Origin of the sequence: Pseudomonas sp. REB1044 (genome assembly GCF_038813925.1) — a bacterium.
Classification (GTDB): Bacteria; Pseudomonadota; Gammaproteobacteria; order Pseudomonadales; family Pseudomonadaceae; genus Aquipseudomonas; species Aquipseudomonas boreofloridensis.
On record NZ_CP046139.1, the window covers coordinates 5,192,505 to 5,215,271 of the forward strand.

The 22,767-nt window shown below is 61.4% G+C and carries 20 protein-coding genes and 1 pseudogene; 6 read left to right on the forward strand and 15 right to left on the reverse strand.

Features of this window, described 5'->3' with window-relative positions; genetic code table 11:
- Positions 1-49 precede the first annotated feature (49 nt).
- Positions 50-682 carry a DUF1826 domain-containing protein gene (locus tag GKC70_RS23400; protein WP_342651569.1) on the reverse strand — a complete coding sequence of 211 codons (633 nt, stop codon included), beginning with the start codon at positions 680-682 and terminating at the stop codon, positions 50-52.
- Positions 679-1,886, reverse strand: a pseudogene (gene zigA / locus GKC70_RS23405) (zinc metallochaperone GTPase ZigA). The gene GKC70_RS23400 and the pseudogene zigA overlap by 4 nt, the downstream one beginning before the upstream one ends.
- Before the next feature lie 112 nt (positions 1,887-1,998).
- Between zigA and GKC70_RS23410 the strand changes: the two are divergent.
- Complete coding sequence (locus GKC70_RS23410; protein ID WP_029612214.1) at positions 1,999-2,382, forward strand: hypothetical protein; 384 nt, start codon at positions 1,999-2,001, stop codon at positions 2,380-2,382.
- A 25-nt stretch (positions 2,383-2,407) separates the two neighbouring features.
- Positions 2,408-3,295, forward strand: coding sequence for a GTP cyclohydrolase FolE2 (gene folE2 / locus GKC70_RS23415; RefSeq protein ID WP_342650065.1), 888 nt, complete (start codon positions 2,408-2,410; stop codon positions 3,293-3,295).
- Positions 3,296-3,299: 4 nt separating this feature from the next.
- Here folE2 and GKC70_RS23420 read toward each other — a convergent pair whose 3' ends face one another.
- Positions 3,300-3,830 carry a DUF3617 domain-containing protein gene (locus GKC70_RS23420; protein ID WP_039582374.1) on the reverse strand — a complete coding sequence of 177 codons (531 nt, stop codon included), beginning with the start codon at positions 3,828-3,830 and terminating at the stop codon, positions 3,300-3,302.
- Between the two features lie 129 nt (positions 3,831-3,959).
- On the opposite strand from GKC70_RS23420, the gene cls reads away from it, so the two are divergent.
- Positions 3,960-5,399 (forward strand): cardiolipin synthase, encoded by a 1,440-nt coding sequence (gene cls / locus GKC70_RS23425; protein WP_039582372.1) that lies wholly within the window; start codon positions 3,960-3,962, stop codon positions 5,397-5,399.
- A 43-nt stretch (positions 5,400-5,442) separates the two neighbouring features.
- Here cls and cfaB read toward each other — a convergent pair whose 3' ends face one another.
- The 4 genes from cfaB to hcnA form a co-directional block, all read right to left on the reverse strand.
- Positions 5,443-6,627: a C17 cyclopropane fatty acid synthase CfaB gene (gene cfaB, locus GKC70_RS23430; protein WP_342650066.1), complete on the reverse strand. Its 1,185-nt coding sequence runs from the start codon at positions 6,625-6,627 to the stop codon at positions 5,443-5,445.
- Between the two features lie 147 nt (positions 6,628-6,774).
- Positions 6,775-8,025, reverse strand: a complete 1,251-nt coding sequence (gene hcnC, locus GKC70_RS23435) for a cyanide-forming glycine dehydrogenase subunit HcnC (RefSeq protein WP_342650067.1) — start codon at positions 8,023-8,025, stop codon at positions 6,775-6,777.
- A 2-nt stretch (positions 8,026-8,027) separates the two neighbouring features.
- The gene (hcnB, locus tag GKC70_RS23440) at positions 8,028-9,422 is read right to left on the reverse strand and encodes a cyanide-forming glycine dehydrogenase subunit HcnB (protein ID WP_317871756.1); all 1,395 of its coding nucleotides are present in this window, start codon (positions 9,420-9,422) and stop codon (positions 8,028-8,030) included.
- Positions 9,419-9,733, reverse strand: a complete 315-nt coding sequence (gene hcnA, locus GKC70_RS23445) for a cyanide-forming glycine dehydrogenase subunit HcnA (RefSeq protein WP_342650068.1) — start codon at positions 9,731-9,733, stop codon at positions 9,419-9,421. The genes hcnB and hcnA overlap by 4 nt, the downstream gene beginning before the upstream one ends.
- A gap of 378 nt (positions 9,734-10,111) precedes the next feature.
- Here hcnA and GKC70_RS23450 point away from each other — a divergent pair, with 378 nt between their 5' ends.
- Positions 10,112-11,488: an amino acid permease gene (locus tag GKC70_RS23450; RefSeq protein WP_342650069.1), complete on the forward strand. Its 1,377-nt coding sequence runs from the start codon at positions 10,112-10,114 to the stop codon at positions 11,486-11,488.
- 39 nt (positions 11,489-11,527) lie between these two features.
- On the opposite strand, the gene GKC70_RS23455 is transcribed toward GKC70_RS23450, so the two are convergent.
- The 3 genes from GKC70_RS23455 to GKC70_RS23465 all read right to left on the reverse strand — a co-directional run bounded on the left by GKC70_RS23455 (position 11,528) and on the right by GKC70_RS23465 (position 14,712).
- Positions 11,528-12,562 carry a methionine synthase gene (locus GKC70_RS23455; protein ID WP_342650070.1) on the reverse strand — a complete coding sequence of 345 codons (1,035 nt, stop codon included), beginning with the start codon at positions 12,560-12,562 and terminating at the stop codon, positions 11,528-11,530.
- Positions 12,563-12,588: 26 nt separating this feature from the next.
- Positions 12,589-13,572: a DUF1852 domain-containing protein gene (locus tag GKC70_RS23460; RefSeq protein WP_342650071.1), complete on the reverse strand. Its 984-nt coding sequence runs from the start codon at positions 13,570-13,572 to the stop codon at positions 12,589-12,591.
- Between the two features lie 249 nt (positions 13,573-13,821).
- Entirely contained in the window at positions 13,822-14,712 is an 891-nt protein-coding gene (locus GKC70_RS23465; protein WP_342650072.1) for an AraC family transcriptional regulator, read from the reverse strand.
- A 143-nt stretch (positions 14,713-14,855) separates the two neighbouring features.
- Here GKC70_RS23465 and GKC70_RS23470 point away from each other — a divergent pair, with 143 nt between their 5' ends.
- Both GKC70_RS23470 and GKC70_RS23475 read left to right on the forward strand, forming a co-directional pair.
- Entirely contained in the window at positions 14,856-15,956 is a 1,101-nt protein-coding gene (locus GKC70_RS23470) for an aldo/keto reductase (RefSeq protein WP_342650073.1), read from the forward strand.
- Positions 15,953-16,477, forward strand: a complete 525-nt coding sequence (locus tag GKC70_RS23475; RefSeq protein ID WP_342650074.1) for a nuclear transport factor 2 family protein — start codon at positions 15,953-15,955, stop codon at positions 16,475-16,477. Before GKC70_RS23470 ends, GKC70_RS23475 begins: the two co-directional genes overlap by 4 nt.
- A 158-nt stretch (positions 16,478-16,635) precedes the next feature.
- Here the strand turns inward: GKC70_RS23475 and glmS are convergent, their stop codons facing one another.
- From glmS to atpD, 5 genes are all read right to left on the reverse strand, one after another.
- The gene (gene glmS, locus GKC70_RS23480) at positions 16,636-18,471 is read right to left on the reverse strand and encodes a glutamine--fructose-6-phosphate transaminase (isomerizing) (protein ID WP_295483139.1); all 1,836 of its coding nucleotides are present in this window, start codon (positions 18,469-18,471) and stop codon (positions 16,636-16,638) included.
- A gap of 2 nt (positions 18,472-18,473) precedes the next feature.
- Positions 18,474-19,250, reverse strand: coding sequence for a DeoR family transcriptional regulator (locus tag GKC70_RS23485; protein WP_039582305.1), 777 nt, complete (start codon positions 19,248-19,250; stop codon positions 18,474-18,476).
- Positions 19,251-19,411: 161 nt separating this feature from the next.
- Positions 19,412-20,779, reverse strand: a complete 1,368-nt coding sequence (gene glmU / locus GKC70_RS23490) for a bifunctional UDP-N-acetylglucosamine diphosphorylase/glucosamine-1-phosphate N-acetyltransferase GlmU (protein WP_342650075.1) — start codon at positions 20,777-20,779, stop codon at positions 19,412-19,414.
- Positions 20,780-20,899: 120 nt separating this feature from the next.
- Complete coding sequence (locus GKC70_RS23495; protein ID WP_023532701.1) at positions 20,900-21,319, reverse strand: F0F1 ATP synthase subunit epsilon; 420 nt, start codon at positions 21,317-21,319, stop codon at positions 20,900-20,902.
- 44 nt (positions 21,320-21,363) lie between these two features.
- The gene (gene atpD / locus GKC70_RS23500) at positions 21,364-22,740 is read right to left on the reverse strand and encodes a F0F1 ATP synthase subunit beta (protein WP_317872224.1); all 1,377 of its coding nucleotides are present in this window, start codon (positions 22,738-22,740) and stop codon (positions 21,364-21,366) included.
- Between the last annotated feature and the right edge of the window lie 27 nt (positions 22,741-22,767).

The following is a 22,767-nucleotide window of genomic DNA, read 5'->3' on the forward strand; positions in this document are numbered from 1 at the left end:
TAAAAGAACAGTCTAGCGCGGCGGCGAACCGCTGGCTTGCACCCGCCTGTCAGCCCAGCCAGTCCAGACTCAACAACAATCGTTTCTCACCTCTGGGCGTGGCGGGCGAGCGGTGAATCAAACCCGCCCCTTCGTTACCCACCCATTTCTCGCCCTTGAGCAGCGCCACCTCACCCGTCGCCAAGCGCTGGATGTTATCCACAGGCGGCTGCGCCACCTGCAAACGGCTGCGGTCGATGTGCCCTTCCGCCAGCCATTCACTGCCCATTCCCGCATAGGTGGTGAGCAAGCGCAGCGGCACGTGATCGACATGAAAACGCGGGCACATCGCACCGTCGAGCACTCGCAGCCTGAGCCCTACACGGCGGGCGCCAAGCAGGCAGGTGAAGGCCTCCACCAGCCAGGTGACATCGGCGACGAACCCTTCATACCCCTCTAGATCCGCCGCTTCGCGCAGCAGTCCGGTCAGCCTCGGCGGTTGCTGTTCATTCACCTCGATCACCCGCTCATCGGACATCGGCTGATCCAGACTTGTGACCAGCTCGGCAAAGTCTTCGACCTGTACCGGTAAACGACGCTGCCAGACCGCGAGATTGACGTTATCGCGAAGGATCTCGGTCATGACCTGAGGAGACTCGCCCTGCCTCTGGCAGATATCCACAGCCTTGAGCGCCAACATCAGGCAGCCGCCTCTTCGTACCATGGGCCGAAGGGATCGGGCAGGCGCAGCCAGGCCATCGGCCCTTGCTCCATCTCCTCATCCGTCAGCAGGCAGGCCTCGAGTTCTGTGGATAACCGGGCGAAGTCGATGTTCTGTCCGATGAAGACCAGCTCTTGGCGACAGTCACCGGTCTCGGCGGTCCATTGCTTGAGGATCGCCTGGCGATTGTCTTCGTCCTGAGGCCATTGCTCGCGTGGCACGAAGCGCCACCAACGACCGGCCAAGCCATGGCGCATCATGCCGCCGGCCTGCGACCAACTGCCGGCTTCTTGGTACTTGCTGGCCAGCCAGAAGAATCCTTTGGAGCGCAGCAGCCGCCCATTGCTCCACGTGTTGTGGATAAAGTCGAAAAAGCGCTGTGGATGAAACGGTTTGCGCGCTTGCCAGGTGGTCGCGGCGATACCGTATTCCTCAGTCTCGGGCACGTGCTCCCCGCGCAGCTCCTGAAGCCACCCCGGTGCCTGTGCGGCTTGGTCGAAGTCGAACAGACCGGTGTCGAGGATGCGCGACAGCGGCACCTCTCCCATGACCATCGGTACGATCTGCGCCCGGGCATTGAGGCTGCGCAGAATCGCGGTGAGCTCGTCACGGTCCGCCTGACTGATCAAGTCGATCTTGCTCAGCAGCAGCACATCGGCGAACTCGATCTGCTCGATCAACAAGTCGCTGATCGAACGTTCGTCTTCCTCGCCCAGGGTTTCGCCCCGGCTGGCCAGGCTGTCGGCAGCCTGATAGTCGCGCAGGAAGTTCAGACCATCGACCACCGTGACCATGGTGTCCAGCCGGGCCATATCGGACAGGCTGCGACCTTGCTCGTCGCGGAAGGTGAAGGTCTCGGCCACCGGCAACGGCTCGGAGATGCCGGTGGACTCGATCAGCAGGTAATCGAAACGCCCTTCGTCGGCCAAGCGGGCGACTTCCTCCAGCAGGTCTTCGCGCAGGGTGCAACAGATGCAACCATTGCTCATCTCGACGAGTTTTTCCTCGGCGCGATTGAGGCTGACGTTACGCTGGACCTCGCTGGCATCGATGTTGATCTCGCTCATGTCGTTGACGATGACCGCGACTCGCAGGTTGTCGCGATTGCGCAGGACATGATTGAGCAGCGTGCTCTTGCCGGCCCCAGGAAGCCGGACAGCACGGTGACGGGAAGACGGTCGGACATGATGAACCTCATCGGCGATGCGCATTCGAAACGATGCATTGCACAATGTTATAATATAACAATACAATTTCGCCAAGCCGCGTCTGTCGAACGGCTGCCTTTGAGGATGATCATGAACCGCTCGAAGCTCGCCGTATGGGTACTGACATTCGCGGTATCTACCCCGCTGCACGCCGCGATTGCGCATAGCGGTCTGGCCGTATGCACTCGCAGCGCCACACTTCTGGCATGCGAAGACAGCAAGGGCAGTTACTACAGCGTGCGCACCGACGGCAGCGATTTTCATCTGCGCGGTTACGACAGCGTCACTCGTCGACTCTGGGCCCAGACCAACAGTCGTTATGGGCAGATGACCTTCTTCACCGGTCTGGCCAGCGACGGCGAAGCCTGGGTGGGCTACAGCCGTCGCGTTGGCTGGACCACCCTGAACCGTGTTTCCAGCTCCAGCGGACAACGCTTCAACCTGCACTGCAGCTTGATCGGCGGCTGCCGCTAAGCCTCTTTTTTCATGGGATATCTCGATGACCAGCCTGACGCTTCCCGACATCGCCGCACAAACCAGCCCGACGCTGCAGCCCTTGGACTGGGTCGGCATGCGCGGCATCGCTTTGCCGGTGCAACTGGGCGGCCGCAGCTTGAGCGCCTGGGCCGATGCCGGTGTAAGCCTTGATGATGGGGAATCACGCGGCATTCACATGTCGCGCCTGTACCTGGCCTTGGAGGCGCTGGAGCACACTGAATTGACGCCACTGGCTTTGCGCCAATTGCTGGCCCATTTTCTCGACACCCATGACGGCCTGTCATCGTCGGCCTATGTGCGTCTGAAGTTCGACTGCATGCTCAAGCGCCCTGCGTTGATCAGTCCACTGGAGGGATGGAAGCGCTATCCCGTCATCCTCGATGCGAGAATCGAAAACGAGATGTTCCACGTGGAACAATACGTTGAAATCCCTTACTCCTCGACCTGCCCCTGCTCGGCGGCCCTGGCTCGGCAGCTGATTCAGCAGCAATTCCTCAGCGACTTCGCCAATCAGCCGCCAGACACCCAGGCGGTTCTGCAATGGCTGGGAAGCACTGCGGGAATCGTCGCGACACCGCATAGCCAGCGCAGCCAGGCAGCCGTGAGGGTACGCCTGCAGGACACACTACAAACCCTGCCGGTCGAAGCGCTGATCGATGCCGTAGAAAACGCACTGGGCACGGCTGTACAAACGGCGGTGAAACGCGCCGACGAACAAGCCTTCGCGTTGGCGAACGGGCAGAACCTGATGTTCTGCGAAGACGCGGCGCGACGTATTCATCACGCGCTACGAGGATTGGCATGGTGCAGCGGCTTCGACCTGCGCGTGGAACATGCAGAAAGTCTGCATGCCCACGATGCCGTTGCTGAAAACCGCTGGCAGTGGTGAACCTTCAGCTACGCGGACGCACGTTGCCGCAGTCTTTTCCCTGCCAGAGCGCACGGGTGTTCATGCTGCCCTGCTGCTGAACACCGGACGCGTTGAAGGTACCGCTGACCTTGGTGGTGAACTCGCGGTCACTGAGGAACGTGGCCTGGCCTGAACCCTGCGCCTTGGGACATGTGAACTGGAACTTCCAGACGTTGCCCTGCCGGTCGGTGATCTTCTGCGTGCAACCCGATTGCGGGTCTTGCAAAGGGATGTCGTTGGTCGCCACCTGCTCAGGTGTCAAACAGGCACGCACACCCTTGCCGCCTACGCTGATGCCCTGCTTGGCCAGGGCGCCCTCCATCATCGCGCGCTGCTCAGGTGGCAGATTCTTCAATTGGCCCAACATGAACTGCATGTCCGGTAGCTGTTTGCCATCGACCTGCATGTCGCTGGTGGTCAGCTCCCACAGACCGGGTTGCAGCATCTGCGCGTGCGCCAGCAGCGGGCTGCCCAGGCCAAAAGCCAGGGCGATCAGTGGCAGACGAATCTTCATGGATCAGTACTCCTCGAGATACCGGCCCCAGGCCGGACAGAGGCTTAGACGCGTTTTACCCCTGCGGGTTGCACCTACACCGATGAACATGGTCTGTTAGCAACAGTGCTCTTGGAATGCAGGATGCGTATGGACTACCACAGCCCTTATTTCTTCGGTTACCTGCTCGGCCTGATCCACCTGCTCGGCATCGGTGCCGCACTGCATGCGGTGTTCACCGTACGCACGGCGCAAGGCGCCATCGCCTGGGCCATGTCGCTGCTGTTCATCCCCTACCTGACCCTCATCCCCTATCTGGTGTTCGGCGCGCGCTCCTTCTATGCCTACATCCAGGCGCGTCGCCAAGCCAACCAGGAGATGCACGTGGCGATGGCCAACCTCAACTGGCGACCGTGGGTCGAAGAGGCCCTGGCCGCGCGCGAGTCGGTGAGCTATGTCGCGTTGCGAGCGATGCCCAAGCTGGGCCGCATGCCGTGCCTGGCCAATAACGAGGTGAAACTGCTGATCAATGGCACGGCAACCTTCGAGGCGATCTTTGCTGCCATCGAACGGGCCAGCGATACGGTGCTGGTGCAGTTCTTCATCATCCACGACGACGCCCTCGGCCAGCGCTTGCAACAACTGCTGCTGCGCAAGGCTGCCGAAGGCGTGAAGATCTATGTGCTGTTCGATCAGGTGGGCAGCCACGCCCTGCCCTCGCGTTACAGCCAAGTGCTGCGAGAAGGTGGGGTACAGATCCAGGCCTTCTCTTCGAAGCGCGGCTGGTTCAATCGCTTCCAGGTCAACTTCCGCAATCACCGCAAGATCGTGGTGGTGGATGGGTTGGTCGGATTTCTGGGTGGGCACAACGTCGGCGACGAGTACGTGGGTGCACACCCGCGTCTGTCGCCCTGGCGAGACACCCATGTCCAGGTCAGCGGACCGGTGCTGGCGTGCCTGCAGGAGTCGTTCGCCGAGGACTGGTATTGGGCCACCCGTGAGTTGCCGCCACTGATCCTGCCCGATGCCTATCCCGAAGACGGCGTGCTGTGTCAGGTACTCGCCACCGGACCCGCCGACCCGCAGGAGACCTGCCAACTGTTCTTCGTCGAGGCCATTCAGTCAGCCACTCGACGCATCTGGATCACCAGCCCCTACTTCGTTCCCGACGAAGCGGTGGTGGCTGCGCTGCGCCTGGCGGTGCTGCGCGGTGTGGATGTGCGCATCCTGATTCCCAGCCGACCAGACCACCGCATCGTCTACGCGGCCTCCAGCCTGTTCGCCTTCGAGGCAGTGCGTGCCGGGGTGAGAATATTCCGCTATCAACCCGGTTTCGTGCACCAGAAGGTGATTCTGGTGGATGACGACGTCAGCGCCGTCGGCAGCGCCAACATGGACAACCGCTCGTTCAGGCTGAATTTCGAGATCACCTTGCTGACCATCGACCGTGCATTCGCCGATCAGGTGGAGGCCATGCTGCTGCGTGATTTCGAGCAGTCGCGGGAGGTCACCGCCGAGGACATCCGCGATACCCACCGCCTACAGCAATTGGGCATGCGCATCGCCCGACTGATCTCACCCATCCTGTAACGCGAACCTGAAGGACCGCCTCGCCGAGGCGGCCCGCACGGGCTCAACGATAGAGGTCTTCGCGCGTCCACGGCAGGTCATGGTGACCGTCCGCATAGGGCTTGACCGCGAGAATCTGATGCAGGTTGATCCAGCCCTTGGTGAAGGCGTAAGCACATCCGGCCAGGTACAGGCGCCAGATCCGCAGCGTCTTCTCCGGCACCAGCGCTGCCGCGCGGTGCAGCTGATTCTCCAGGTTCTCGCTCCAGTGATTGAGGGTCTTGGCGTAGTGCAGGCGCAGGCTCTCCACATCCACGACTTCAAGTCCCGCTTCGCAGATACGCGCCGTAATCATCGAAATGTGGGGCAGTTCGCCATGGGGGAAAACGTAGCGATCGATGAACTCCCCTGCCCCGCGTCCGACCGGGCGGCCGTCCACATGCTTGGCCGTGATGCCGTGGTTCATCACCAGGCCACCCTCGCGCACGGCCCCGAACAGCCGCTGACAGTACAGCTCGAGATTGGCATGACCCACGTGCTCGAACATGCCGACACTCACCGCCTTGTCGAAGCGACCATCCTGGGGCAGATCGCGGTAGTCGAGGATCTGCAAATCGACCTTGTCGGCCAGCCCCTCGTCTTCGACCCGCTGACGTCCCAAGGCGAGCTGCTCTTTGCTGAGCGTGATACCGAACACCTTGGCTCCATACTCACGAGCGGCGAAGCGCGCCAGCCCACCCCAGCCGCACCCCACATCCAGCAGGTAGTCGCCAGCCTGCAATCGCAGCTTGCGGCACAGATGGTCGAACTTGTCCTGCTGCGCCTGGGCCAGGGTGTTGTCCGGTTCCTTGAAGTAGGCGCAGGAGTACACCATGTCCGGGTCGAGCCACAGCTGATAGAACGCGTTGGACAGGTCGTAGTGGTAGGAAATGGCTTCGGCGTCGGTGTCCTTGTCGTGCGCGGTGCGCACGGGGTTGACGTCGGTTTCGTCGTGGAGCAGGGCCTCGCTGAGCTCGTCGCACACGCGGATGACTTCGCCGATGTCGCCTTCGAGCTCCAGCTTGCCCTCGACGAACGCAGTGCCCAGTTCGTCCATGCTCGGATGGGTGAGCTGCGAGATCAACTGCGGCTCCTTGACCAGGATGGTGACTTGGGGACTGGGCCCCAGGTCGAACTCATTGCCGTCCCAGAGCTTAAGACGCAGAGGCAAGTGCAGGCTCTGCAAGGCTGGCGGAAGTTGCGCAAGCATGAAAGACCCCCTTCACGTTAGAACGCCATACACAGATTCGAACCCCATCGAATCAGGGTAGCTCATCCGTAGGAACTTTCCTCGCGCATCTGTGGAAAGGGTCGATCCGCGAAGGTGTCAGGCGCCATCGCGGATCAATCGTCGGATCTATACCACCGCCCAGTTCTTATCCACAGCCGTGCCGAAGCGCGAAGCGAGGAATGGGGTCAGATCCAGCGGCGTTTCTTCGTCGTTGATGACCTTGTCCAGCAGTACCCCGGTGATCGCCGACGTCAGGATGCCGGTGCGGAAATGTCCACAGGCATTGAAGTAGCCCGGTATATCCTCCACGGGTCCGAGAATCGGCAGCTCGTCTGGCGACCCCGGGCGCAGTCCCGCCCAGGTGCGCTTGAGACTCACCTGCGCCAGCTCCGGCACGCAGCGCACTGCGCCTTGCACCAGCCCGGCGATTTCCGGGAAGGTAGTGCGCACATCGAAGCCCTTGTCCTCGGTGGTGCTGCCGATCAACACCTCACCGTTGTCTTTCTGCGCCATGTAGCAGTCGCTGGTGGTCAGGCAACCATCTAGCAGCTTGGGCAGGCGTTCGGTCAGGACGATCTGACCTTTCACCGGTTTCACCGGAATCGAGGTGCCGGTGGCCCACTCGCTCAGTTCTCCGGCCCAGGAGCCCGCTGCATTGAGCAGGGTATGGCAATGGAAGACGCCGGCCTCAGCCGTGCGCACGCCCTTGATCCGCGCCTGCTCATGCAGCACGCCGGTGACATTGGTGTTCAGGTACAGGTCAACACCGTTCTGCCGGGCCGCCTCCAGGAACGCATCACCCAGCCGGAACGGGCTGACCTGGTGATCGCAGAGAAACTCCAGCGCCCCACTGGCCGCGTGACTCACCGCCGGCTCACGCTCGCGCAAGGCCGCGCGATCCAGCCAGCGGACTTGATCGGCCAGGTGCGGAATGTGCGACACGATGTGCTCGGCGTACAACTGGTCTTCATCGTCCTGAATGATGTACTTAAGGCCCGTGCGTTCGAACTTGAAGTCCATGCCGTGGCGCTCGATCAACTCCTGGTGCAGCTGTGGATACAGCGCGTTCGATTGCAGCGCCAGGTCGAAAAAGCACTGCGGCAGGATGTGAGGTGTGCTCGAATCCACCGCCACCGCCGCACCGTGGGCCTCGCGCTTGTTGCGCGAGGACATCATGCGAAAGAAGATCACCCCGCAGCCCAGGCCCACGGATTCGCCGATGGCCCACAGCCCGCCCGCCGAGGCGCGGGTCGCATTGCCGGGGCGCTTGCTGTCGATCAGGGCGATCTTCAAGCCCTTGCGCTTGGACAACTGGTAGGCGCAGGAGGCGCCGATCACGCCGCCACCGGCAATCACGATGTCATAGGTCTTGTTCATGTTCAGGCCTCCGTGCCCAGGTGCAGGAATGCGGAAAACGGAATCGGGTCCACAGGGAAGCGTGGCCGCAACCACCCCACATCGGCGCGCCCGGTGTCGGCGCGCAGGCGATCGCTGCAATAACCCACGCACATACGGCCCTGGCAGTCGCCCATGCTCACCCGGGTGCGCATCTTCAGGCTGGCCATGTCCTGCACGCCCTGCTCCAGCGCCAGGTCGATGTCGCTGCGGGTGACGTGCTCGCAGCGGCAGATCACCGTATCCGGCGCAGCCAGCTCGATCTGCGCCGCGCCCCTACGGGTGTAGCGCTCGACGCCATAGCGGAAGCGCTTGATCGCCGCCAGCTTGCCCAGGTAGCGCTCACGCCGCTCGATGGCCTGTGCGGCATCCAGCACACCGCGTTGCTGCAAGATCGAGACCGCTGCAATACGTCCGGTCAGCATTGCGGCTTCACCGCCTCGAATACCGGCCATGTCACCCGCCAGGTGGATGTGCGCCTCGCTGCTCTGCTGCCAGACATTGCACTCGGCGCGCAGATAGCCGTCTTCGCTGAAGCCGTGCGCCAGACCCAGTTGCTGGCTGAGTTGGGTGCGCGGGATGAAGCCGTAGCCCACGGCGAGGGTCTGTACCGACTCGCGCTGCACGCGGCTAAGGTCAGGTTTCCAGTCCTGGCCATAGGGCGCCACGCTGACCTCGCTCAGTTCAGCGTCACCGCGAGCGCCAACCACACCCCAGCCGTAATGCATGGGGATACCGTTGAGCTTCATGTAGGCCAGCATGCTCAGGCCGTCGAGGAACAACTGGGGCTTGTTCATCAGCGCCAGACTTTCCTTCGCAATGCGATTGAACGCACAGGCCTCGTAGACGCCGGCGACCTTGGCCCCAGCGGCGTGCAACTGACAGGCCACCAGCGGTAGCAGCGGTCCGGTGCCGGCGATCAGGGTGCTGCCCAAGGGTTTGACCACGTTGCTCTTGATCTGCAACTGCAACCCGCCGAGCAGCATGACCCCGGGCAGGGTCCAGCCGGGAAACGGCACGTTGCGTTCGTGACAACCGGCCGCCAGGAGCAACTGGGCGTAGTCGATTTCATGCAGTTGCTCGTCGGCATCGAGCACCATCAGCCGCTCGCTGTCGCCACCGACCACGCGGCTGTTCAAGCGCACGTCGATGTGCCGGGCGTTGGCCGCGAATTGCTCGTGCAGTCGCTGCAGGGCCTTGCCATAGCGCGCGCCGAGATAACCCAGGTCGACACCGGCCCGCAGCGGACCGCGATAGACCACCCCACCGGGGCGCGAGGCTTCATCGAACAGCAGACAATCCACACCCTGCTCGGCCAGTTCGATGGCCGCCGCCATCCCCGCCGAACCGCCGCCGACGATCACCGGACGCAGGCTCATGGTTGCACCTGCGTGGCAATGGCATTGACCTCAGTCTCGACGCGCATGCCTTCGCGCACCACGGTCTGACACGCGCGACGCTTGGCGCGGCCATCAATGGCGACCAGACAGCAATGGCACACCCCCATGCCGCAGAAGGCGCCGCTGCGCTGACCATGGTCATTGAGCGCCACTGGGCGCAGCCCCACCGCGTTGAGCACGCTGAGCACGGTTTCACCGGCTGCTGCCTGCACCGGCTGACCGTTGAGATGCAGGGTGATGTCGGCCTGGGTGATGGGTTGTATGTCGAGTATCCGTTCCATCGCTTGCATGAGCGTCGTCCTTGTTTTGAAAAGCACAGGACGTTACGACACTCATAGGGAACAACACATTGATCTGCGCCGTAGGAATTGAAGGAAATTTCCTAGGAAGCTGCGCGCCGACGAGCGGGATACTGGCACTTTGCATGCCTTTTACGCCGTCCGTTTGAGCCCTCGCATCGGGCCTCAGGAAAAAACCGCAGGATGTTGTGCGCAGAATTCGTTTGAGCCCTGGCGTCGTTTTGCCCAAGGTGACAGATCGGGAAGTCCTTGGCAGGCGCAGCGCCAGACCCAGGCCCCGCTCGATGGCCCCGCCCTGTGCAGGCGGACCGCAGCGCCTTGCGCGCTGTACCAGTGCCCGTTCCTTCCAATAATAAGAGACACCTGGACATGCAAGACAGCGGATTGAAGCAAAGCCTCAAGCAGCGGCACATCACCATGATCGCGCTGGGCGGCGTCATTGGCGCGGGCCTGTTCGTCGGCTCTGGCAGCTTGATCGCCTTGGCAGGCCCGGCCGCGATCCTCTCCTACATCATCGGTGGCCTCATCGTCACCCTGGTGATGTTCATGCTCGGCGAAATGGCCTCACGCAATCCCGATGCCGGCTCTTTCTCCACCTATGCCAATACCTACCTGGGCGACTGGGCAGGCTTCACGGTCGGCTGGCTGTACTGGCTCAAGTCGATGGTCACCATCACCTTGGAGGCGGTCCTGCTGGGCGCGATCCTCAACGACTTCATGCCCTGGCTGCCGATCTGGGTCGGTGCCTTCATCATGCTGGTGACACTCATCGCCAGCAACGCCTACTCGGTACGCTCATTCGCTGAAGTGGAATACTGGCTGGCCGCGCTGAAGGTCATCACCATTCTCATTTTCATGCTGCTCGGCGCCTCGATTCTGCTGGGCTGGCAGGAAAACATCCCGGCTCCGGGCCTGGTCAATCTCACCGAGCACGGCGGCTTCATGCCCAACGGCCTGTCGCCGGTGATGGCCGGGGTGCTCGTGGCGATCTTTTCCTTGGGCGGCAGCGAAATCGCCGCCGTGGCCGCTGGCGAGTCGGAGAACCCGCGGCGTAACGTGATCCGTGCGATCAAGAGCGTGATCGTGCGGGTGATGCTGTTCTATGTCGGTTCGGTGTCGATTCTGGTGCTGTGCCTGCCCTGGGTCGACAAGGCCAACCTCGCCTCGCCCTACGTGGCCCTGTTCACCCTCGCCGGCTTCAAAGGCGCGGCCGTGGCGATGAAGCTGGTGCTGTTCGTCTCGTTCATGTCGGTGATGAACTCGTTCATGTTCTCCAACTCGCGCATGCTGTTCTCCCTCAGCCAGCGCGGCCACGCCCCGGCACTGTTCGCGCGGACCAACGCCAAGGGCGTGCCGATCAATGCCCTGGCACTGGCCTTCAGCGTGTGCGTGAGCATCCTGACGGTGCATTTCCTCAGCGGCGGCGACATCTTCCTGACCCTGGCCAGGAGCACCGGCGCATTCATCATCTTCGTCTGGATCTTCATCATCTTCGCCCACTTGGCGATGCGCTGGCAGACCCGCCACGAAGTGGTGGATGCGTCGTACTTCAGGGCCTGGGGCTTTCCGGTGAGCAACGCCGTGGCCTTCCTGGCGCTGGTCGCGGTGCTGACGACCCAGGCACTGGAGCCGGCCACGCGCTTGCAGTCGTGGCTGGTGCTGGCCACCTTGGTGGTGATCGTGGCGGCGTACTTCCTGGTGCGCAGGCGGCGGGGCGAACAGATGCGCGGGATGGTCCGCGAATAACCGAGAAAGGGGCCGTGATGCGGCCCCTTCCAGGTGAGCTCAGCGCACGTTCGTGAGCTCTCGGCGAACGATTTCAGCACCGGCCGTCAACGCCTGCAGCTTGCCGCTGGCCACGCGCCTTGGCAAAGGCGCCATGCCGCAGTTGGTGCACGGGTAGAGCTTGTCAGCATCCACGAACTGCAGCGCCTTGCGCAGGGTATCGGCCACCGCCTCGGGCGTTTCGATCGCATGATTGGCGACGTCGATGGCACCGACCATGACCTTCTTGCCACGGATGAGCTCGATCAGTTCCATCGGCACGTGTGAGTTGTGGCACTCCAGCGAGACGATATCGATGCTGGACTTCTGCAGTTTGGGGAAGGCCTCTTCGTACTGCCGCCATTCCGAGCCCAGGGTCTTTTTCCAATCAGTGTTGGCCTTGATGCCGTAGCCATAGCAGATGTGCACGGCCGTTTCGCACTTGAGGCCTTCGATGGCACGCTCCAACGTGGCGACGCCCCATTCGTTCACCTCGTCGAAGAAGACATTGAAGGCGGGCTCGTCGAACTGAATGATGTCCACACCAGCCGCTTCGAGTTCTCGGGCCTCCTCGTTGAGGATCTTGGCGAATTCCCAAGCCAGTTTTTCGCGGCTTTTGTAGTGCGCGTCGTAGAGCGTGTCGATCATCGTCATCGGACCCGGCAGCGCCCATTTGATCGGTTGCCGGGTTTGCTGACGCAAGAACTTGGCGTCTTCGACGAACACCGGCTTTTGCCGAGCCACGGCGCCCACCACGGTCGGCACGCTGGCGTCATAGCGATCGCGAATCCTCACCGTCTCGCGCTTTTCGAAATCGACGCCACTGAGGTGCTCGATGAAGGTCGTGACGAAGTGCTGACGCGTCTGCTCGCCGTCGCTGACGATGTCGATGCCGGCGCGTTGTTGCTCGTGCAATGCCACCCGCAAGGCGTCCTGCTTACCCTCGATCAGCGCCTCGCCCTCCAGTTTCCAGGGCGACCACAGTGTCTCGGGTTGTGCGAGCCAAGACGGCTTGGGCAGACTGCCAGCAGTCGAAGTAGGCAACAGCTTGTTCATGGTAAAAACCTTGTCCTTGAGATTGATCAACGTGCGTAGCGAGCAGACCACCGCTCGAGCACGGCGCGGTAGGGCTTGATGAAGTGCTTTTCAACGAAATGCCCTTGCTCCACCGCCAGGCGGCTGCGCTCTTCCCGGTCGTAGACGATCCGCGTCAGTGAATAGTCCTGGTGCTGCAAACTCGGCTGATAGGCTTTTCCCGCCGCAGAGTTGGCGTTATAGATTTCAGGCCGGTAGATCTTCTGGAACGTGTCCATGGTGCTGATGGTGCTGATCAATTCGAGCGCCGTGTAATCACCGAGCAGATCGCCGGAAAAATAGAATGCCAACGGCGCGACACTGTTGGGCGGCATGAAATAGCGAACTTTCAGGCCCATCTTGGCGAAATAGTCATCGGTCAGCGAGTACTCATCTTGAAGGTACTCGACACCCAATACAGGATGATGATTTTCCGTCCGCTGGTACGTTCGGCTGCTGGACACACTCAGGCAGATGACGGGCGCCTTCTTGAAATGCTCTTTATAAATAGGCGAACTGACGAAGGCTTTGAATAATTGTCCATGCAGCACGCCGAAATCTGCCGGAATAGTGAAGCGAGGCTGATTATTGTTGTGCCCTGGCAATACGACGCTGAAGTCATAGTCCCGGACATACGACGAGAAATTGTTTCCGACCATGCCATCGTGGCGTTCGTTGGTTTTTCGATCCACCACGGTGGTCTTCAACAGCTCGATCAAAGGCAATGCCGCCGCAGCCTGCGCGTCATCGACCGCCATTTCCACGGAAACGATCTCGAGCTCGACGGTGTAACGATCGCCTTTAGGGTTGTCCCAATGAGCCAGCGCATTGAAGCGATTGTCGATCATCTTCAATGTATTACGCAGGTTTTCCTGGCGGCTCTCCCCCCTGGCCAAGTTGGCGAAGTTGGTGGTGATGCGGGTAGTCTGCGACGGTTGATAATGTTCGTCGAAACGAAGCGTATTAATCGAAAATGAAAATTCGTTATTCATCTTGGCTCGACTCCCCAAGCGCTAATAGATCATCGTGCATCCAGCACTACTGGCCGATCAGCGATCAGCTTCGCTCGGCCCTGAATTGATCAGCATATTAGAGGGGGGTCTCAAGTTGGGGCCAATGAATTGAATTCAGAGTGGCTTTAGTTTCACTCATGTCCAGTTATACATGCGCGGCGCAGCCTGAACGCTCGCGCTTTAACTGAGGCGCCTGGTCACGAAACTCAGGTATGGCGTCTGGCTATGCTAGAAAGACGCGCTGCGCAATCGCACAGCATCTCGGGCAGGCGGAAGGCCAAATACGCGTGCGTAGTCACGGCTGAATTGAGACGGACTCTCGTAGCCGACCCGGTAACCGGCACCTGCCGCGTCCAGCGCCTCGGCCACCATCAAGCGCCGGGCCTCCTGCAGCCTGAGCAGGCAGCGGAATTCCAGCGGACTCATTGACGTCACCGCCTTGAAGTGGACATGAAAGGTGGAGCGGCTCATGCCTGCGACGCCCGCCACATCATCGATGCGCACCGGCTCTTGATAGTGGGCACGAAGCCAGGTGATTGCTTTGGCGATCTGACGAAGACGACTGTCGGCCGTGGCCATCTGCAGCAGCATCTGATTGCCAGGTCGGGTGAGCAGGCGATAGAGCACTTCGCGTATCACCAGCGGCGCCAGTTCTGCAGCGTCTTGAGGCGTGTCGAGCAAGCGAGCCAGCCTGCTGACGGCGTCCAAAAGCTCCGGGGTGCTGCCGTTGAGTTCGATACCACTTGGCGTCGAGGCAGATGATTCGTGGCGAGTGGCTGGATGGCGCAGGGCTAGCTCGCTGAGCACCGCCCTGTCCAAGTCAAGCACCAAGCACAGATAGGGTTCTGCCTCGCTCGCTTCGATAACCGAGCCCATCACTGGCATATCGACTGAGGCGACAAGGTAATTGGCCGCGTCGTACACGTAGGTCGTGGCGCCAATCGAGACCTGCTTACGTCCTTGAACGATGTAGCAGAGGGTTGGCTGATACACCACGGGCATGGGCACGGTGGGCGTATCTGAACGCACCAATGTCACGCCTGCTATGGGCGTTGAGTGGAAACCATTGGAAGGCGCATGACGACGGATGATGTCGATCAGGGTGTGCCGCTGATTCATGGCGTGTCCCAAACGTTCTGGCGTGAAACTCCCAGTACCTCGGAGGATGATGCAAGAATGCAAGACGATCCCTGTACGCGCAAGCCGCCCTCTCGACGCACAGTCTCCCTACCGCCATCGACAGTGTTCGGTAAGGAGTTCCAATGTCTAATTCTGCAGCACTCGATCAGTACCGCCTGCTTGGCCGCTCCGGCATTCGCGTTTCCCCACTTGCATTGGGGACGATGACCTTCGGCTCCGACTGGGGGTGGGGAACGGACGAAGCCGGAGCCCGGCAAATTTTCGACGCCTATGTCGCAGCGGGCGGCAACTTCATAGACACCGCGGTCAACTACACCAATGGCGCGTCCGAGCGCATGCTTGGCCAGTTGATGAAGGGTCGCCGCGAGCGCCTGGTTGTTTCAACCAAGTACACGATGGCCCGTGATCCCGGTGACCCTAACTCAGGCGGCAATCATCGCCTCAACATGATGCGTTCGGTCGAAACCAGCCTCCGACAACTGGACACCGACCGTATTGACCTGCTGTACCTGCACGCTTGGGACTTCACCACGAGCGCGGAAGAAGTCATGCGCGGCTTGGATGATCTGGTTCGCAGCGGCAAGGTGCTGTATCTGGGCATCTGCAATACGCCCGCGTGGAAGGTCGTGCAGTTGCAAGCGCTCTCAGAGCTGCGCGGCTGGTCGCCCTTGGTCGCGCTACAAATCGAGTACAGCCTGGTGGAGCGCACCGTGGAGCATGAGTTACTGCCCATGGCGCGGGAAATGGGGCTCGGCGTGATGCCGTGGTCACCGCTGGGCGGGGGTATTCTGACCGGCAAGTATGGACGTGAAGACCTGAGCGATAACCAAGAAGCCGGCGTAGCGACAGACCGCAAGGGCGTGATCAGTGCCACGGGCCACATGAATGAGCGCTCGCTGCTCATCGCCAGCGTGGTGGTCGATATCGCCCGGGAAATAGGTGCCACAGCCTCGCAGGTCGCGCTGGCGTGGGCCTTGCGCAACCCGGTGGTGGTGGCGCCCATCGTCGGGGCGCGAACATTGGCTCAAGCCGAAGACAACCTGAAAGCACTCAGTATCGATTTGGACCAGTCGCATCTCGAGCGCCTGGATCGAGCAAGCGCGCCTGAACCTATCTTTCCGGGTCGGTTTGTCGCCAGACCGATGGTCCAGCAATTGATATTCGGCGGCGCCACGGTGCAGAAACGCGTGGGACAAGAAACGCCAAGGGAGAACATATCGTGACCAGCCTGCGTTCAACCCATCACATTTTCAGCCTCGTTCTCTGCGCGTCGCTTGCCTGCAGTGCAACGTCTGCCTCGGCGATTGTCGAGCCAAGCCAGCCTGCAGTGGTCGCCGACAACAAAGCCGTTGTCGCTGCCGCATTTGATCGGTGGGCAGCGGGTGGCTCTGACTTCTTCAACGAGGTTGTGGCACCCGATGTCGTCTGGACCATTGAAGGGTCAGGGCCCTACGCAGGTACTTATCACGGGCGGGATGATTTGATGAAGAGGGCGGTTCGCCCCATCACCGTGCGGCTCAAAACACCCATTCGGCCGGTGTCGAGGCAAGTCTGGGCCGATGGCGGATACGTCATCGTCCAGTGGACAGGCGAGGCCGTCGCGGGCGACGGTAAGCCCTATATCAATCGCTATGCCTGGATATTACGGATGGAAAACGCACGTGCGATCGAGGTAACGGCGTTCCTCGATCTGCGTGCCTATGAGGACGTGCTGCAGCGTGTTCCCCAACCAGAGAAGACATGACGGCGACCCTTTCAGGGCACGATTGTCCATCAATGAAGGAGGCTTTGTGCCTCCTTCATCGCTGCGTGATTGATCAGTCGAATGCACACCCGTTGAGAACTGCTACGCAGCGCTTGGGGCCGAGGGTAATCATCACCCTACATCCGACCCAGCAACCCTCACTCCACCGTCACCGACTTGGCCAGGTTACGCGGCTGGTCGACATCGGTCCCTTTCAACACGGCCACGTAGTACGACAGCAATTGCAGCGGGATGGTGTAGAGGATCGGTGCCAGGGCGTCGATGATGTGCGGCACCTTGATCACGTGGGTGCCTTCGCCGTTGCTCATACCGGCGTTCTCGTCGGCGAACACCACCAGCTCGCCGCCACGAGCGCGGACTTCCTGCAGGTTCGACTTCAGCTTTTCCAGCAGCTCATTGTTCGGCGCAACCGTGACCACTGGCATGTCGGCATCGACCAGCGCCAGCGGGCCGTGCTTGAGTTCACCGGCCGGGTACGACTCGGCGTGGATATAGGAAATTTCCTTGAGCTTGAGCGCGCCTTCCATCGCCACCGGGTACTGCGCACCGCGGCCGAGGAACAGGGTGTGGTGCTTGTCGGCGAACAACTCGGCAGTCTTCTCGACCACGGTGTCCATGGCCAGGGCTTCGCCCAGGCGCGCCGGCAGGCGACGCAGTTCTTCGACCAGTTCGGCTTCGACGCCCGCTTCCAGCGTGCCGCGCACTTGGCCCAGGGCCAGGGTCAGCAGCATCAACGACACCAGCTGGGTGGTGAACGCCTTGGTGGAGGCGACGCCAATTTCCGGGCCAGCCAGGGTGAGCAGGGTCAGATCCGACTCGCGCACCAGCGAGCTGATGCCGACGTTGCAGATCGCCAGGCTGCCGAGGAAGCCCAGTTCCTTGGCGTTGCGCAGCGCCGCCAAGGTATCGGCGGTTTCGCCGGACTGAGAGATCGACACGAACAGGGTGTCCGGCTGGACGACCACCTTCCGGTAGCGGAATTCGCTGGCAACTTCGACCTGGCACGGGATGCCGGCCAGGCTTTCCAGCCAGTAGCGGGCGACCATGCCGGCGTGGTAGCTGGTGCCACAGGCGACGATCTGCACGTTGCGCACCTTGGCGAACAGCTCGGCGGCCTGCGGGCCGAACGCCTGGACCATGACATGGTCCTTGCCCAGGCGCCCTTCCAGGGTGCGCTGAACCACCGACGGCTGCTCATGGATTTCCTTGAGCATGAAGTGGCGGTAGTGGCCTTTGTCCGCCGCCTCGGCGCCTTCGTGGTACTGCACGGTCTCGCGCTGCACCGCAGCACCGGATTGGTCCCAGATGCTCACGTGATCGCGGCGGATCTCGGCGATGTCGCCTTCTTCCAGGTACATGAAACGGTCAGTGACCTGGCGCAGGGCCAGTTGGTCGGACGCGAGGAAGTTCTCGCCGTGGCCCAGGCCAATCACCAGCGGGCTGCCGCTGCGCGCGGCGACCAGGCGGTCCGGCTGTTTGGCACTGATCACCGACAGGCCATAGGCGCCATGCAAGCGCTTGACCACGGCCTTGAACGCCTCGGTGAGGTCGGGGATCTGCTTGAGGGTATGGTGGATCAGGTGGACGATCACTTCGGTGTCAGTCTGCGACGCGAACACGTAGCCCAGACCTTTGAGCTCTTCACGCAGCTCTTCGTGGTTCTCGATGATGCCGTTGTGAACAACGGCCACTTCCTGACCGGAGAAGTGCGGGTGGGCATTGTGCTCCGTCGGCGCGCCGTGGGTGGCCCAGCGGGTATGCGCGATGCCCAGGTGACCATTGAGCGGTTCGGCGCTCACAGCGGCTTCCAGCTCGGCCACTTTGCCGATGCGGCGGCGGCGGTCCAACTGGCCTTCGGCGGTGATTACCGCCAGGCCGGCACTGTCATAGCCGCGGTACTCGAGACGCTTGAGGCCTTCGATGAGGATGGAGGTGATGTTACGCTCGGCGACTGCACCGACGATTCCACACATGGTCATTGCTCCTGGCTGATCGCGGCGCAGATCAGGTTGATGCCGCGGGCTTGAATCTGGTCGCGTGCCGAACTCGGCAGGCGATCGTCTGTAATGAGGGTGGTAACGCTGCCCCAAGGCAGCTCGAGGTTGGGAATCTTGCGCCCGACCTTGTCCGACTCGACCATCACGATCACTTCACGGGCCACCTCGGCCATCACCCGGCTCAGGCCAAGTAGCTCGTTGAAGGTGGTGGTGCCGCGGTTCAGGTCGATGCCATCGGCACCGATGAACAGCTGATCGAAATCGTAGGAGCGCAGCACTTGCTCAGCGACCTGGCCCTGGAACGACTCCGAATGCGGATCCCAGGTGCCGCCGGTCATCAGCAACACGGGCTCATGCTCCAGTTCGCTGATGGCACGGGCCACGTTGAGCGAATTGGTCATCACCACCAGGCCAGGCTGGCGGCCCAGTTCAGGGATCATCGCGGCCGTGGTGCTGCCGCTGTCGATGATGATGCGCGCATGTTCGCGAATACCGGCTACGGCAGCGCGGGCGATGGCTTTCTTGTAGCTGGAAATGGGCTGGGCGACCCCGCCGAACATTTCTTGCGGTACCGGCACGGCGCCGCCGTAGCGGCGTAACAGCAGCCCGTTGGTTTCGAGCGCAGCGAGGTCCTTGCGAATGGTCACTTCAGACGTTTCGAAATGCTTGGCCAAGGCGTCGACGCTCACCTCGCCCTGTTCTGCGAGCAAGGCGAGGATGTTATGGCGGCGCTGGGGGGTGTTTCGTTTCGACATCTGCTTTTAAGTTTCGATTCGAAAGATAATGGGTGCAATCAAAACCTAAGATCGGCAGTTCGTCAAGCTGCCCATCAACAGCTTTCACCCAGAAAACCCGCGCAAACAAAAGCCGACTTATTCACATAAGTCGGCTTGTGGATAACAGAGCTGTTGATAACTCAGTCTTTCTTGATCTTCACCGGCCTTTTCCAGCCGTCGATGTTGCGCTGACGTGCGCGGGCGACCGCCAACTGAGCAGGTTCGACCGCCTGGTTGATGGTCGAGCCAGCCGCAGTGGTGGCGCCATCCTTGATTTCCACAGGTGCTACCAACGAGTTGTTCGAGCCGATGAAGACGTCCTCGCCCAGCACGGTCATGAACTTGTTGGCGCCGTCGTAGTTGCAGGTGATGGTTCCGGCACCGATGTTGGTGCGGGCACCGATCTGCGCATCGCCCAGGTACGTCAAGTGGCCGGCTTTAGCGCCTTTGCCCAGATGAGCGTTCTTCAGTTCGACAAAGTTACCCACATGGGCCTTGGCCTCCAGCACGCTCCCTGGACGCAGCCGGGCGAACGGACCGGCGTCGCTGCCCTCACCCATCACCGCGCCTTCGATATGGCTGTTGGCCTTGACCACCACACCCTTGCGCAGTGTGCTGTTCTTGATCACGCAGTTCGGGCCGATCTGAACATCGTCCTCAATGACCACCTGACCTTCGAGAATGACGTTAATATCGATCAGCACGTCGCGCCCAACCGTCACCTCACCGCGCACATCGAAACGCGCCGGATCACGCAGGGTCACGCCCAGGGCCATGAGGCGACGGCCTTCACGCAACTGATAGTGTCGCTCGAGTTCAGCCAGTTGGCGGCGGTCATTGGCGCCCTGCACTTCCATCGGATCGTGCGGCTGCTCGGTGGCCACCACCAGGCCGTCGGACACCGCCATGGCGATCACGTCGGTGAGGTAGTACTCGCCTTGGGCATTGTTGTTGGACAAGCGGCCCATCCAGTCGGCCAGGCGCGCGGCGGGCATCGCGAGAATGCCGGTGTTGCCTTCCTTGATCGCCTTCTGCGCATCGCTGGCGTCCTTGTGTTCGACGATGGCTGTCACCTGGCCCTGTTCGTCGCGCACGATACGGCCGTAGCCGGTCGGATCCTCGAGATTCACGGTCAGCAGGCCCAGTTGGCGGTCGTCGACCTTCGCCAGCAGACGCTGCAGCGTTTGCACCTCGATCAGCGGCACGTCGCCGTAGAGCACCAGCACGGTGTCGGCAGTGATCGCCGGCAACGCCTGGGCGACCGCATGACCTGTACCCAGTTGCTTGTCCTGCATGACGAAATTCAGGTCGTCGGCCGCCAGGGATTCGCGCACGCGTTCGGCGCCATGGCCGATGACCACATGGATGCCATTGGGCTGCAGTTGACGGGCGCTGTGGATAACGTGGCCAAGCATGGAATTGCCAGCGACCGGGTGCAGCACCTTGGGCAGCGCCGAACGCATGCGAGTGCCTTGGCCTGCGGCGAGAATAACGATATCGAGTGACATTGACTGGCTACCAATCCTGGGCGGTCAGGGATGTGACCGAGGGGGAAATCGGGAAAAGAAAAAGGGTAGCCGAGGCTACCCTTTAACTCAATCGCAACGCAGATCACCGGCAGGACCGGATCACTTGCCTCTGCGCATTTGCTGGACAGTGCGCAGCTGAGCCGCAGCCTCGGCCAGACGTGCGGCGGCAGCGCCGTAGTCGAAGTCCGAACCTTTGGTGTTCAGCGCGTTCTCGGCAGCCTTGAGGGCTTCCTGAGCCTGAGCTTCGTCCAGGTCGGCAGCGCGTTGCACGGTGTCGGCGAGAACCTTGACCATGTTCGGCTGCACTTCGAGGAAGCCACCGGAGATGTAGTACACCTCTTGAGTGCCACCCTGCTTGGTCAGCGTGATCGGACCCGGCTTGAGATTGGTGATCAGCGGCGCGTGGCCTGGCGCGATACCCAGATCGCCCAAGTTACCGTGCGCTACTACCATCTCGACCAGACCGGAGAAGATCTCCCCTTCCGCGCTGACGATATCGCAATGGACTGTCATAGCCATCTGCTTGCCTCAACCTGATTAGCGCCCCTTGCGGGGCGCCGGGATTACAGTTTCTTGGCTTTCTCGATCGCTTCGTCGATGCTGCCGACCATGTAGAACGCTTGTTCTGGCAGGTGGTCGTAGTCACCTTTGAGGATACCGCTGAAGCCAGCGATGGTGTCCTTGAGCGAAACGTACTTGCCTGGCGCGCCGGTGAAGACTTCGGCCACGAAGAACGGCTGCGACAGGAAGCGCTGGATCTTACGAGCGCGAGCAACCAGTTGCTTGTCGGTCTCGGACAGTTCGTCCATGCCCAGGATCGCGATGATGTCCTTCAGCTCTTTGTAACGCTGCAGAACGTACTGGACCTGACGGGCAGTTTCGTAGTGCTCGTTGCCGATCACGTTCGGGTCCAGCTGACGCGAAGTCGAGTCCAGTGGGTCGACGGCCGGGTAGATACCCAGCGAGGCGATGTCACGGGACAGAACGACGGTGGCGTCCAAGTGGGCGAAGGTGGTCGCTGGCGACGGGTCGGTCAGGTCGTCCGCAGGCACGTAGACGGCCTGGATCGAGGTGATCGAACCTTCCTTGGTCGAAGTGATGCGCTCTTGCAGAACGCCCATTTCTTCGGCCAGGGTCGGCTGGTAGCCTACTGCGGAAGGCATACGGCCCAGCAGTGCGGATACTTCGGTACCGGCCAGGGTGTAACGATAGATGTTGTCGACGAACAGCAGAACGTCGTTACCTTCGTCACGGAACTTCTCGGCCATGGTCAGGCCGGTCAGCGCGACGCGCAGACGGTTTCCTGGTGGCTCGTTCATCTGACCGTAGACCAGCGCTACTTTGTCGAGAACGTTGGAGTCCTTCATCTCGTGGTAGAAGTCGTTACCCTCACGAGTACGCTCGCCCACACCGGCGAACACGGAATAACCGCTGTGCTCGATGGCGATGTTACGGATCAGTTCCATCATGTTGACGGTCTTGCCGACACCGGCACCACCGAACAGACCGACCTTACCACCCTTGGCGAACGGGCAAACCAGGTCGATAACCTTGATGCCGGTTTCCAGCAGGTCGTTGCCGCCTGCCTGGTCAGCGAACGAAGGCGCTGGCTGGTGGATACCGCGACGCTCTTCTTCGCCGATCGGACCGGCTTCGTCGATCGGGTTGCCGAGGACGTCCATGATACGGCCCAGCGTGGCCTTACCTACCGGAACGGAAATGGCCGCGCCAGTATCGACGACGTCCAGACCGCGCTTCAGACCTTCGGTCGAGCCCATCGCGATGGTACGAACCACGCCGTCGCCCAGCTGCTGCTGAACTTCCAGGGTGGTCTGCGCGCCTTGAACTTTCAGCGCGTTGTAAACACTCGGCACGACGTCACGTGGGAATTCCACGTCGATGACGGCGCCGATGATTTGAACGATACGTCCGCTACTCATAGCTGGATCCTCTGAATATGTGAACCG

Coding starts and splice junctions, on each gene's coding strand:
- glmU (WP_342650075.1), bottom strand. CDS start 20,779: ATGTCACTCGATATCGTTATTCTCGCCGCAGGCCAAGGCACTCGCATG.
- GKC70_RS23410 (WP_029612214.1), top strand. CDS start 1,999: ATGAACCGCTCGAAGCTCGCCGTATGGGTACTGACATTCGCGGTATCT.
- GKC70_RS23470 (WP_342650073.1), top strand. CDS start 14,856: ATGTCTAATTCTGCAGCACTCGATCAGTACCGCCTGCTTGGCCGCTCC.
- GKC70_RS23495 (WP_023532701.1), bottom strand. CDS start 21,319: ATGGCTATGACAGTCCATTGCGATATCGTCAGCGCGGAAGGGGAGATC.
- hcnC (WP_342650067.1), bottom strand. CDS start 8,025: ATGAACAAGACCTATGACATCGTGATTGCCGGTGGCGGCGTGATCGGC.
- GKC70_RS23460 (WP_342650071.1), bottom strand. CDS start 13,572: ATGAATAACGAATTTTCATTTTCGATTAATACGCTTCGTTTCGACGAA.
- atpD (WP_317872224.1), bottom strand. CDS start 22,740: ATGAGTAGCGGACGTATCGTTCAAATCATCGGCGCCGTCATCGACGTG.
- glmS (WP_295483139.1), bottom strand. CDS start 18,471: ATGTGTGGAATCGTCGGTGCAGTCGCCGAGCGTAACATCACCTCCATC.
- hcnB (WP_317871756.1), bottom strand. CDS start 9,422: ATGAGCCTGCGTCCGGTGATCGTCGGCGGCGGTTCGGCGGGGATGGCG.
- folE2 (WP_342650065.1), top strand. CDS start 2,408: ATGACCAGCCTGACGCTTCCCGACATCGCCGCACAAACCAGCCCGACG.
- GKC70_RS23465 (WP_342650072.1), bottom strand. CDS start 14,712: ATGAATCAGCGGCACACCCTGATCGACATCATCCGTCGTCATGCGCCT.
- GKC70_RS23420 (WP_039582374.1), bottom strand. CDS start 3,830: ATGAAGATTCGTCTGCCACTGATCGCCCTGGCTTTTGGCCTGGGCAGC.
- hcnA (WP_342650068.1), bottom strand. CDS start 9,733: ATGCAAGCGATGGAACGGATACTCGACATACAACCCATCACCCAGGCC.
- GKC70_RS23485 (WP_039582305.1), bottom strand. CDS start 19,250: ATGTCGAAACGAAACACCCCCCAGCGCCGCCATAACATCCTCGCCTTG.
- cfaB (WP_342650066.1), bottom strand. CDS start 6,627: ATGCTTGCGCAACTTCCGCCAGCCTTGCAGAGCCTGCACTTGCCTCTG.
- cls (WP_039582372.1), top strand. CDS start 3,960: ATGGACTACCACAGCCCTTATTTCTTCGGTTACCTGCTCGGCCTGATC.
- GKC70_RS23450 (WP_342650069.1), top strand. CDS start 10,112: ATGCAAGACAGCGGATTGAAGCAAAGCCTCAAGCAGCGGCACATCACC.
- GKC70_RS23455 (WP_342650070.1), bottom strand. CDS start 12,562: ATGAACAAGCTGTTGCCTACTTCGACTGCTGGCAGTCTGCCCAAGCCG.